This window comes from Streptomyces sp. NPDC048258 (assembly GCF_043201995.1).
Lineage (GTDB): Bacteria > Actinomycetota > Actinomycetes > Streptomycetales > Streptomycetaceae > Streptomyces.
The window spans coordinates 199,626-210,820 of the sequence record NZ_JBICZH010000008.1; the positions used below are offsets into that span (position 1 = coordinate 199,626).

Sequence of the window (11,195 nt, forward strand, 5' to 3'; positions counted from 1 at the left end):
GTGGGACAGTGCCTACGGGCGGAGCCCCGTGATCAGGGCGGAGGCCAGGGCGTGGTCGGCCGGGCCGGTGTTCCAGTCGGCGTTCATCGGGCTGACGGCGATCCGGTCCGCGCTCACGGCCTCGATGTCGCCGCCCTTGGCCGCGGGACGCAGCGCGACCTTCACGGTCACCTTCCAGGTGCCGTCGCCGGAATCGGTGAAGTCCGGCTGGAGGAAGTTCTGCGGATCTTGGAAGGTCGCGGCCACACCGGCGGCCGTACCCGTGCCGTCCGCGCCGACCACGGGGTGGTTGACGTTGAGGCCGACGCCCTTGGGTAGCAGCGGGCCGGACCGGGCCCGCGCCCGCAGCCGGTCGATCAGCTTGACGGCGAAGTCGAGCGTCGGGCCCATCGCGTTGACGGTGGTGACCGGGTCGGGTGCGGTCACACCGCCGGTGCTCAGCGCGATGGCGGGGACGCCGGACTCCAGCGCGGCGACGGCGCCGCCGACCGTACCCGAGTGGGTGGCGAGTCCGGCGACGTTCGGGCCGAAGTTGGTGCCCGAGACCACCAGGTCGGGGGCCTCGTCCGCGAAGACCTCGGCCAGCCCGAAGGCGACGGAGTCGCCCGGTGTGCCGTCCACGGCCCACACCTTGGGCTCGGGGTGCTTCACCGTGAGGGTGGGCGCGCTCATCATCTTCGTACCGGTACCGCTCTGATTGGTGAGCGGCGCGACGATCGTGACGTCGTGTCCGGCAGCGGTCAGCCGCTCGAACGCCTTCCGGATGCCGGGCGCGTTGTAGCCGTCGTCGTTGGTGAGCAGGATCCGCAGCGGGCCGGCGGCCGGGGGCGCGGTCCGTGGCGAGGCGGCCGCGGGTGCCGTGCCGGCCAGGGCCGGAGTGCACAGCATCAGGGCGGCCAGCGGCAGAACTCGCTTGCGTCTCACAGGGGTGCTCCTTCGGAGGACAGGGAGGAGAGGGTGAGAGGGGGTGGTGACCGGCGGGCGCGGGACCCTCGGCGCGCGCCCGCCGGAGTTCGGTGTCAGCGCACGCTGCGGATCGGGAGGATGGCGAGCGCGCCGATCAGGGACAGGGCCCCGCCGGCCAGGAAGAGCGGCGTGTAGCCGCCCAGCCCGGTGACGATCGCCGAGGCGACGAAGGGAGCGACGACCTGCGGGCCGGCGTTGGCGATGTTGAGGACGCCCATGTCGCGGGCGGCGTCCTCGGCCCGGGGGAGGACCAGGGTGACGAGCGCGGTGTCGACGGCCATGAAGCAGCCGAAGGCGAGGCCGTTGAGCGCGCTGAAGACGAGCATGCCGGTCCATGTCGGGCTCACCACGGGCACCGCCATGACGAGTCCGGCGAGGGCGGCCGAGACGCCGACGAACACCTTGCGGCGGTTCAGCCGGTCGGACAGCAGGCCGCCGAGCACCGTGGAGACGGCCATCGCGACCATGGACACCGGCGTGAGGATCGCCATCGCGGCGGGCGGGGTCAGCCCGGCGGGCAGCGCGATGTGGTCGTCGAGGATGTACAGCTGGTAGCCGACGACGGAGAAGTAGCCGAGGACCATCAGGGCGCGGCCGATGAAGGCCCAGCGGAAGTCGTGGTTGCCGAGGGCCGAGAGGAAGGCGGCGAGCCCGCCGCCCTTGGGTCGGGCGGCCCCGGCGGCCACGGCGGCCCCGGCCGGGGCGGACTCGGGGCGCGGGAGGTCCCGGCAGAAGGTGGTGAGGAGCAGCGCCGCTCCGGCGACGATGGCGCCGAAGACGAGGTAGCCGGTGCGCAGGTGGTCCGCGGTCTGCGAGGCGACGAGGACGCCGACCGTGCCGCCGATGGGCAGACCCAGCCCGACCAGCGCGGACGCGGTGCCGCGGCGGGCGGCGGGGATGCGGTCGGGCACGATCGCGGTGACCGCCGCCTGGTAGACGTTCATGGTCGCCTGGACCAGGCACCAGCCGATGCCGACGAGGAGCGCGGTGCTCACGCTGCCGAGGAAGGCCAGGGCGGCGAGCGCGGCGACGGCGCCGCCCAGGATCCAGGGGCTGCGGCGCCCGCTGCGGTCGGAGAGGGCGCCGGCGATCGGGTTGAAGGCGGTCGCGAAGATCGAGCTGATGCCGCCGATCAGGCCCAGGAGCGCGACCTTGTTGTCGGGGTCGATCGCGGCGATCTGGAGCGGCAGCAGGACGGAGCCCACGCCCATGTAGACCGCCAGCATGGCGGCGTTGGCGAACAGCAGCAGGGGCAGCAGCCCGCGCTGGCGGGGAGGTTCGGGGGCCGCGGGTACGGGATCGACGACGTCGGGCAGGGCCATGACGACTCCTCGGGAACGGAGCGGGGAGGTGACGAGCGGGGCGGCGGGGCGCCGCGTGCGGGCGGCGGGCGGCGGGGAGGCGAGGGCGCCGGGAGACGCGGCGGACGGGCGCGGTCCGACAGCCGTCATTTACACGTGTTACCACCGGCGCTGGACACTGTGTAGCACCCATTTCCAGCCGCCGCCAGGGGTTGTGCACGGCCGTTGTGCAGATCGTGACCGACGGGAGACCCGGCATGCGGACCCGGCATGCCATGACGTGTAACCACCGCCCTTGTGGCGGCGGTCACGTATCGGCCATACTCCGTGCCGCAACGCGACGATCCCGTCGCGCGGCCCGTCCCGCCCCGCGCGACACCGTTCCCCGGCCACCGCCGGACCGCCGGCCCGGTCGGGCTTCGGCGCTGCGTCGCTCCGGCCACCGCCGGTGCCGCGTCCCTCGGCGTACCGCACTCCGCACCCCTGCCGGGGCACAATTCCGGCCAACCGCTGGGGTGTTGCCCTCGCACCCGGGCGTCGAGGGGTCCACGCCGCGCAGGCCTGCGTCAGGGATGTCTGGCGCGGTGCGTCGATCCGGTGCCGCGCCGCACGGCGTGCGATGGATCCGGGCGGGTCTGCCGCCGGGGCCGCTCCCTTCGCCGGGTCTGGCCGGACATGCTCCCGATCACCGTCCGCCGATCACCGTCCGCCGATCACCGTCCGCCGATCGCCGTCCGCGGATCACCGATCACCGATCACCGATCACCGATCACCGATCACCGTCCACCGCTCCCCGCTCCCCGCTCGCCGATCAGCAGCTCCCCGCCCCCGTCCCCTCCCGCGCCCGCTTTTCGTCCCCCCGCTGGGGCGGGCCCGGGGTACCCGAAAGGCTCGCCATGGCGCCCCTGTCCACCCGCGTACCGCCGCCGCCACATCACCTGCCGGCCGCTCCGCCGCGCTACGCGCTCGGCTGCGGGATCGCCCTCCTGCTCGTACCGCTCCTCGTCGCGCTCCTGCTCCGCGTGGGCGAGCGGCCCTTCTTCCAGGGTGTCGACGACCAGTGGGCCGCCTCGGTGGACGGCTCTGCCCTCGACGGGGGCGGGGGGTTCACGCTCGTCCTCGACCGGCTCGGCGGCCCGCTCGGGCTGGTCGTCCCGCTCGCCCTGATCGGCATCCTCTGTGTCTACGGCCGCTGGCGCTCCGCGCTCTTCGTCTTCGCCGCGACCGTCGTGGCCAACGTCCTGGTGCTGCTGCCCCTCAAGGCGCTGGCCGACCGCCCGCGTCCGCCGCACCCGTCGGTCCTGGTCAACGACGGTTCGTACCCCTCCGGCCAGGTGTTCAGTGCCGTGACCCTGGTGATCGTGGTGGCGCTGGTGGTGTTCCCGCCGCGGGCCCGCCGCTGGTGGTGGCCCGTCGCGGCCACGTACGTCCTCGCCATGATGGGAAGCAGGACCTGGCTGCACGCCCAGTGGCTCAGCGACACGTTCGCCGGCGCCCTGGTCGGCGCCGGAACCTGTCTGGTGCTGTGGCGGATCTTCGCCCCGCTCCTGCGGACGGAGGCGGAGCGCATGGCCTCGGACAGCCTGTGGCTGTGACATCCGCCCAATATCGTGAAGAGTTGACGGTCGAGAATTTTCCGCAATAGTGTCGGTGGCGTCGGTGCGCACCCCGCGCGCCACCAGGAAGGACCAGCTCATGGCTCACTCCCCAGGCGAGGACACGACGGTGGTGGACCTGCCCGCAGGGCGGCTCCGCGGCGCGATCGAAGACGGTCTCGCCGTCTTCCGGGCCGTGCCGTACGCCGCGCCGCCGGTCGGTGACCTGCGCTGGAGGCCCGCCCGGCCGCATCCGGGCTGGAGCGGAACGCGCGACGCCACCGCCGACGGCCCGAGCGCGCCGCAGATGTACCGGGAAGGCGGCGACCCGGTGCTCGGCGGGCACGGGTCGCCCCCCTTCGACGAGGACTGCCTGACCCTCAACGTCTGGACGCCCGCCGCCGACACCGCCCGCCGCCCCGTGCTCGTCTGGATCCACGGCGGCGGCTTCGTGTCCGGTTCGGGCTCGCTTCCCGGCTACTCCGGCGAGACCTTCGCGCGCGACGGCGACCTCGTCGTCGTCAGCGTCAACTACCGCATCGGGCCGCTGGGTTACCTCTACCTCGGCCCTGAGGGCGGCGAGAGCGACGAGAGCGACGAGAGCGGCGAGAGCGGCAATCCCTGGCTCTCCGACCAGCTCGCCGCCCTGCGCTGGGTGAAGGAGAACATCGCCGCCCTCGGCGGCGACCCGGAGTCCATCACGGTCGCCGGCCAGTCGGGCGGCGCGGTGTCCACCGCCGCGCTCGCCGGGCATCCGCAGGCCCAGGGCCTCGTCAAGCGGGTGATCCTGCAGAGCCCGCCCTTCGGCCTGGACCTCCCCGGCCCGGCCGCGTACCTGGAGCGCACCGCCGCCTACCTGGAGCTGGCCGGCGCCGAGGACGCGGCGGAACTGCGCGCCCTGCCCTGGCCCGATCTGATCGGAGCGGGCGCCGGACTGTTCGCGCTGACGACGCGGTGGGGGTACTGGCCGACGCCCTTCCTGCCCGTGGTCGACGGCACCACCCTGCGCCGCCACCCGGCGGAGGCCCTGCTGCACGGACCGGCGACCGGCATCGACGTCATGATCGGCTGGACCAGGGAAGAGGCGAACTTCGGCTTCGCGCTCGACGAGGGGTACGCCGCGGCCACCCGCGAGCAGGTGACCGGCCGGATCGCCGAGACCTTCGGCGCCGAAGCCGCCCCCGAGGTGTACGCGGCGTACGAGAGGGCCCGCCCCGGCGCCCGTCCGGCCGACGTGCTCATGGACCTGATCACGGACGAGCTCTTCCGGGTCCCCGCCGTGCGGCTGGCCGAGGCCAGGGCCGCGCTGGACAGGCCCGTGTGGGCCTATCAGTTCGACCTGCCCACGCCCGCGTACGAGGGCCGGCTCGGCGCCGCGCACTGCCTCGAACTCCCCTTCGTCTTCGACAACTTCGACCAGTGGTCGCACGCCCCCTTCCTGGCCGGGCTCACCCCCGCCGTCCGGGACGGCCTCGCGTACGCCATGCACCGGGCCTGGATCGCCTTCGTCCGCACCGGCGACCCCAACCATCCGGACCTGCCGCGGTGGCAGCCGTACGACACGCGGACGCGCACCACGATGCGCTTCGACTCCGTGATCACCGCCCTCGCCGACCTCGCCGGACCCTCCCGGCTCCTGCACGAGCGGAGCGGGCCGACCGGGCCGGCCGGGTCCCCGCACGCCTGAGCGCACGCCTGATCGCACCCCCGCTCCCTTGATCTAACTCGTGTAACCTGAAGGAAGGTGCAAACCCAGCAGAAGGAGCGTCGAGGGACGTCATGGCCAAAGACACACCCGTCCCCGCGTCGATCACCAGCGCGGACGTGGCCCGGCTCGCGGGGGTGTCGCGCGCGACCGTCTCCTTCGTCCTCAACGACACTCCGGGCCACCGCGTCAGCGACAGCACCCGCGACCGTGTGCTCGAGGCGGCCAGGCAGCTCGGCTACGTGCCGCACGCCGCCGCCCGGTCCCTGCGGGCCGGCCGCAGCAACCTCGTCCTGATGCCCACCGCGATCTCCGCGATCGGCCGCCTCGTCAGCGACTGGGTCGACGACCTGCACAGCGAGCTCGACCGCCGCGGCTACACGGCCGTGCTGCACGCGGGCCGCTTCACCGACCCCCTCGACGCCGCCCGGGCCTGGGCGGAACTGCGCCCGGCGGCCGTCGTCGCCATGGACGGCGACCGTTTCACCGCCCAGGCGGCCGAACTGCTGCGCCGCGCCGGGGTGCGCGGCCTGCTCGCCTTCGCGTCCCACCCCGTCGAGGGCGTGCACACCGTCGGCTTCGACCACGCCCACATCGGCGCCACCGCGGCCGAGCACCTCATCGGCCGCGGCCGCAGCAGGATCGGCGTCGTCATGCCCCGGGAACGCGGCCTCGGCACGCTCGCCCAGCCGCGCCTCGCGGGCGCCGAGTCGGTCGCCGCCCGCCACATGGCCACCGTCACCCCGGTGGAGCTGGCCTACACCCGCGAATCCGCCACCGCCCTCGCCCGGCAGTGGCACAGCCTGAACCTGGACTCCGTCTTCGCCTACAACGACGAGTACGCCGCGCTGCTCCTGCACGCCCTCCAGGCCGAGGGCATCTCCGTACCGGACGACGTCGCCCTGGTCGGCTGCGACGACCTCGTGCTCTCCGCGCTCCAGCGGCCCGCGCTCACCACGGTCCGCCTCGACCTGCCGTCGTCCGCGCTGATCGCGGATGCTGTGCACGAGCTGATCGAGACCGGAACGGCGTCGCCGCTGCCGGACGTGGAAGCCGTCCTCGTCCACCGCGAGACCTCCTGAGGGGCCGGGGGAAGCGTCCCCCGGCCCCTCGGCCGGACACCCGGCCCGCATCAGCCGCCGCTCATGACCCCACAGGAGCGGCTTCGGACGCGGGCACGGAGCCCGGAGTGCCCGCGGCTGCCCCCCGGCGGCCGCGGACACGTTCGCGTTCCCGGGCGAGCGCGGGCCGCAGCAGCCACCACGCCACCAGCCCGGCCCCCGCGCCCGCGGCGGCGCCGGCCACGGTGTCGGTGAGCCAGTGCGCGTGCAGCCAGGTACGGCTCCACATCATCGCGAGCGTGAAGGCCGCGCCCGCCGGCCACCACAGCCGCCGCCGGGCGGCCGGAACCAGCAGCGCCCCGACGATGACGACGAGGAGCGCGGCCGATGCGGCGTGCCCGGACGGGAAGGAGCCGTGGTCGACGCGGACCAGGGGATCCGCCGGGCGCGGCCGGTCCACCAGGTGCTTGAGCCCCTGTACGACGACCACGTTGCCGCCCAGGTAGACCAGCAGCAGGAAGCCGGCCGCCACCCGGCGCCCGCGCAGGAGCAGCAGGAGCAGCAGGGCGAGCGGGACGACGACACCGAAGGGGCCGCCGAACCAGTTCAGGGCCGCGGCGAGGGCCGCGTACAGCCCTTCGTGCGGACCGCCCATCCATGCCAGCCACTGGTCGTCCAGGCCCTGGAAGGGCGGATGGGCGACGTCCGAGCGGACCACGAGGGCCGCCAGCGCTGCGGCCCCCAGGAGCAGGAGGCCCAGTGCCAAGACGGCGGGTCCGCCGCGACCTCGGGGGCCGTCGGTTCTGGCGGAGCGGGCGGGGGCCGGTTTTCTGGACATGGCTGCCTCTCGCGCCGCGGGCGGGGCCCGCGGCCGTACGTGATCTGGGAAGACGTCGGGGGGCGCGGCCGGGCCGCCTCCCACGGCGGAAACGGACCTAGAGGGCGGTGGACCTAGAGGGCGGTGGAACCGAGGTGCCGGGCCAGGAAGGCCACGCTCCGGGCGACGATCCCGGGGATGTCCGGGGAGCCGAGGAAGATGTGGTCCGCGCTGTCGACGGGCTCCAGGGTGACCTCGCCCCCGGCGCCCTCCAGCGCCGCCGCGAGGACCTCGCTCTGGCTGTACGGGACCAGGCCGTCCGCGGTCCCGTGGACGAGCAGGAACGGCGGCAGGTGGGGGCCCGTGGCGTACGTCACCGGGCTCGCGGCCCGCGCCAGCGCCGGGCGCTCGGTGTCGGTTCCGCCGAGCAGGGCCTCGTACGGATCGGGGAACTCGACGCCCGACGGCATCGGCGGCATGGGGTGGGCGGCCAGGGCGACGAGGTCGGAGCAGCCGTACCAGTCGACGACGGCCAGCACCCCGGTCTCCCCGGAGCCGACTCCTTCCGTGCCCTCCAGCGCCGCGCCGTCCGGCGTGCCGGGGCCGACCAGACCGGCGAGCGCGGCCAGGTGGCCGCCCGCCGACTCGCCCCAGACGCCGATCCGGTCGGGGTCGATGCCGAGGACGCCGGCGAACTCGCGGACGTAGCGGATCGCGGCCTTCACGTCGTGCAGCTGCGCCGGGAAGGGCGCTTCGAGGCTGTGCCGGTAGTCGACGGAGACCAGCGCGAGCCCGGCCGCGAGTACCGAGCCGTGCAGCAGGGCGGCGGGCACGGTCGGCGGCGGGTAGCGGCGGTCGCCCTCCAGCCAGCCGCCGCCGTGGATCCAGACGACGGCGGGGAACGGCCCTTCGCCGACGGGCACCTGGACGTCGAGGAGCCGCGGGCGGTAGCCGGGCTTGGTCGCGTACGTGACCCCCTCGAAGCGGCGTACGCCGTCCTCGCCGGTCACGGGCGGTACGGGGGACAGGTACGGCGGGGGCGGCCAGGTCATGTCGGCGATGTCGAACTCGGCCGGGGGGGATTGGGTCATTGCGGCCCTTCCAGATCGGTGCCGGCCGGGGCGGCCGGCCGGGCCCGGTGAGGGGGCACAGGCAGGGGCTTCGCGAGGATTGTCCGAAATGCTTGCGCGGGTCACCGGAGAGAGCTAGCGTGTTACACGTGTAATCACGAACTCTAGCGACGCGTTTCCGCTGACCACAAGCCCAGGAGCGATCCAACTTCGGGCCCAGTTACACGAGCTACTCAGCGGGTGCGCCGCCTTCCCCCTCCGGGAGCACCACATGCTCACCACCGCCGGCAGCGCAGTCCGGAACGTCACCCACTGGATCACCGACCCCGTCCCGGCGACCGTCCCGCAGGTCAGGGCCCGTGTGCGGGCCGTGCTCGAAGGCTGGGGGGTCCCCGTCGACGAGTCGGACGTCCTGCTGCTGGCCGTGAGCGAACTCGTCGGCAACGTCGTCCGGCACGTGGGTGCCGGCCGGATGCGGGTGGGGGTGGCCTGTGACGGCGGATGGCTCCGGCTGGAGGTCGCCGACCAGGGCGCGGCCCTCCCGCGACTGCCCGCGCCCCGCACCGAGATCCACCTCGACTCCGGCGTCGACCCGGGCTCCGACGTCGACCCGGGCTCCGGCGTCGACCCGGGCTCCGGCGTCGACCCGGGCTCCGACGTCGACCCGGACTCCGGCCTCGACCTGGACTCCGAGGGTGGCCCGGACTCCGGCCTCGACCTGGACTCCGACGTCGACCCGGACTCCGGCCTCGACCTGGACTCCGAGGGCGGCCGCGGACTGCTGATCGTCCAGCTGATGGCCGCCGGTCTGGGAGGTGAACTCTCCGTCGTCGTCGATGAGTTCGGCAAGTCCGCCCGCGTGCGCATACCGGCGCCCTGAGCGGCCCGCGGGGCCCGTGGCGATGCGCGCGAGCGGCTGCCGGATCCCCTTTCTATCGAGCAATGTTGACGGACGCCAAATATTCGACATACCTTGCTCCCGTCTCCCCCGCTGCTCCCTGATTGAGGTGCCGCCCCATGGAGCTCTCCCCTTCCGCGCATGCCGACTCCTTCTGTCGTGACCGGCTGCCGCCCTTCCCCCTCTGGCCCGAATTCCACTTCGACCTGCCCGAGCTGGCCCATCCGGACCGGCTCAACTGCGCCCAGCGGCTGCTCGACGACGTTGTCGAGAGCCGGGGCCCGGACCGCCCCGCCCTGCTCACCCCGACCGAGCGCTGGACCTACGGCGAGCTGCAGCGCCGGGCCAACCAGGTCGCCCAGGTGCTCACCGAGGACTTCGGCCTGGTCCCCGGCAACCGCGTCCTGCTGCGCGGCCCCAACAACCCCTGGCTCGTGGCCGCCTGGTTCGGCGTCCTGAAGGCCGGCGGCGTCGCCGTCACCACCATGCCGCTGCTGCGGGCCGCCGAACTCGCCGAGCTCCACGAGATCAGCCGGCCCTCGGTCGCCCTCTGCGACCACCGCTACACCGGTGAACTCGACGCGGTCGGCTTCGCCGGCCTGCCGGTCCTCGCCTACGGCGGCTCCGGCCCCGAAGACCTGACCGAGCGGTGCGCGGCCAAGGACGGCCGCTTCACCACCGTCGCCACGGCCGCCGACGACGTGGCGCTGATCGCCTTCACCTCCGGCACGACCGGCCGCCCCAAGGCGACCCTGCACTTCCACCGCGACGTCCTCGCCAATGCCGAGACGTTCTCCCGGCACATCCTCAAGCCCCGCCCGGACGACGTCTTCACGGGCACGCCACCGCTCGCCTTCACCTTCGGGCTCGGCGGACTCGTGGTCTTCCCCCTGTACGTCGGGGCCGCGACCCTGCTCATCGAGCAGGCGGCCCCGCGGGAGCTGGCGGACCTCGTCGCGGCCCACGGGGTGACCGTGCTCTTCACCGCGCCCACGGCCTACCGCGCGATCATGGCGGCCGGGGTGGCGGACCGGCTGGCCGGGCTGCGCCGCTGCGTATCGGCCGGCGAGCCGCTGCCGGCGCCGGTGTGGCACGAGTTCCACGAGGCCACGGGACTGCGCATCATCGACGGCATCGGCGCCACCGAGATGCTGCACGTCTTCATCTCGGCGGCGGACGAGGACATCCGGCCCGGCTCCACCGGCCGCCCGGTCCCCGGCTACCGCGCCGCCGTCGTCGACGAGAACGGCGATCCCGTCCCCGACGGGCAGCCCGGCCTCCTCGCGGTCACGGGCCCCACCGGCTGCCGCTACCTCGCGGACCCGCGCCAGTCCTCGTACGTGCGGAACGGCTGGAACATCACCGGTGACACCTATGTCCGCGACGCGGAGGGCTACTTCTGGTACGTCGCCCGGAGCGACGACATGATCGTCTCCTCCGGCTACAACATCGCGGGCCCCGAGGTCGAGAAGGCGCTCGCCGCGCACCCGTACGTCGAGGAGTGCGGTGTCGTCGGCGCCCCGGACGAGCGGCGCGGCATGCTCGTCAAGGCGTACGTCGTCCTGCACTCCGGCGTCCCGGCAGGCGAGGCCACGGTCCGCGAGCTCCAGAGCCACGTCAAGCGGACCATCGCCCCGTACAAGTACCCCCGGGCCGTGGAGTTCGTGACCGAACTCCCGCGCACCGGTACCGGGAAGCTCCAGCGCGCCGAACTGCGCAGCCGGGCCCGGTCCACCGCCGCCCGCCCCGAGCCGCCCGCCCCGGAGGTCCCCGTGCCGAGTC

Annotated in this window: 8 protein-coding genes and 1 pseudogene; 5 read left to right on the forward strand and 4 right to left on the reverse strand. The window is 74.0% G+C overall.

The annotated features are described in order from the left end of the window. Window positions 1-12 precede the first annotated feature (12 nt). Window positions 13-924 carry a 5'/3'-nucleotidase SurE gene (gene surE, locus ACGFYQ_RS20240; protein WP_393745677.1) on the reverse strand — a complete coding sequence of 304 codons (912 nt, stop codon included), beginning with the start codon at window positions 922-924 and terminating at the stop codon, window positions 13-15. Window positions 925-1,019: 95 nt separating this feature from the next. Further along, a complete protein-coding gene (locus ACGFYQ_RS20245) occupies window positions 1,020-2,417 on the reverse strand; it encodes an MFS transporter (RefSeq protein ID WP_393745679.1) in 1,398 nt (465 codons plus the stop codon). 746 nt (window positions 2,418-3,163) lie between these two features. Between ACGFYQ_RS20245 and ACGFYQ_RS20250 the strand changes: the two genes are divergently transcribed. From ACGFYQ_RS20250 to ACGFYQ_RS20260, 3 genes are all read left to right on the forward strand, one after another. Beyond that, window positions 3,164-3,862: a phosphatase PAP2 family protein gene (locus ACGFYQ_RS20250; RefSeq protein ID WP_393745681.1), complete on the forward strand. Its 699-nt coding sequence runs from the start codon at window positions 3,164-3,166 to the stop codon at window positions 3,860-3,862. 100 nt (window positions 3,863-3,962) lie between these two features. After that, entirely contained in the window at window positions 3,963-5,549 is a 1,587-nt protein-coding gene (locus ACGFYQ_RS20255) for a carboxylesterase/lipase family protein (protein WP_393745683.1), read from the forward strand. Between the two features lie 92 nt (window positions 5,550-5,641). Then, on the forward strand, window positions 5,642-6,649 hold the full coding sequence (locus tag ACGFYQ_RS20260) for a LacI family DNA-binding transcriptional regulator (RefSeq protein WP_393745685.1): 1,008 nt from the start codon (window positions 5,642-5,644) through the stop codon (window positions 6,647-6,649). Between the two features lie 61 nt (window positions 6,650-6,710). Here the strand turns inward: ACGFYQ_RS20260 and ACGFYQ_RS20265 are convergent, their stop codons facing one another. Both ACGFYQ_RS20265 and ACGFYQ_RS20270 read right to left on the reverse strand, forming a co-directional pair. Further along, entirely contained in the window at window positions 6,711-7,394 is a 684-nt protein-coding gene (locus ACGFYQ_RS20265) for a phosphatase PAP2 family protein (RefSeq protein WP_393745687.1), read from the reverse strand. 185 nt (window positions 7,395-7,579) lie between these two features. After that, window positions 7,580-8,536: an alpha/beta hydrolase fold domain-containing protein gene (locus ACGFYQ_RS20270; RefSeq protein WP_393745689.1), complete on the reverse strand. Its 957-nt coding sequence runs from the start codon at window positions 8,534-8,536 to the stop codon at window positions 7,580-7,582. Window positions 8,537-8,786: 250 nt separating this feature from the next. Between ACGFYQ_RS20270 and ACGFYQ_RS20275 the strand changes: the two genes are divergently transcribed. Together ACGFYQ_RS20275 and ACGFYQ_RS20280 are read left to right on the forward strand one after the other, a co-directional pair. After that, window positions 8,787-9,395: an ATP-binding protein gene (locus ACGFYQ_RS20275; protein ID WP_393745691.1), complete on the forward strand. Its 609-nt coding sequence runs from the start codon at window positions 8,787-8,789 to the stop codon at window positions 9,393-9,395. 137 nt (window positions 9,396-9,532) lie between these two features. Further along, a pseudogene (locus ACGFYQ_RS20280) lies at window positions 9,533-11,140 on the forward strand (AMP-binding protein); the annotation flags it as partial. Window positions 11,141-11,195: the final 55 nt, after the last annotated feature.

What these genes read in the sequence shown, in the direction of transcription:
- ACGFYQ_RS20275 (WP_393745691.1), top strand. Translation starts at nt 8,787, where the DNA reads ATGCTCACCACCGCCGGCAGCGCAGTCCGGAACGTCACCCACTGGATC.
- ACGFYQ_RS20270 (WP_393745689.1), bottom strand. Translation starts at nt 8,536, where the DNA reads ATGACCCAATCCCCCCCGGCCGAGTTCGACATCGCCGACATGACCTGG.
- ACGFYQ_RS20260 (WP_393745685.1), top strand. Translation starts at nt 5,642, where the DNA reads ATGGCCAAAGACACACCCGTCCCCGCGTCGATCACCAGCGCGGACGTG.
- ACGFYQ_RS20250 (WP_393745681.1), top strand. Translation starts at nt 3,164, where the DNA reads ATGGCGCCCCTGTCCACCCGCGTACCGCCGCCGCCACATCACCTGCCG.
- ACGFYQ_RS20245 (WP_393745679.1), bottom strand. Translation starts at nt 2,417, where the DNA reads ATGACGGCTGTCGGACCGCGCCCGTCCGCCGCGTCTCCCGGCGCCCTC.
- ACGFYQ_RS20255 (WP_393745683.1), top strand. Translation starts at nt 3,963, where the DNA reads ATGGCTCACTCCCCAGGCGAGGACACGACGGTGGTGGACCTGCCCGCA.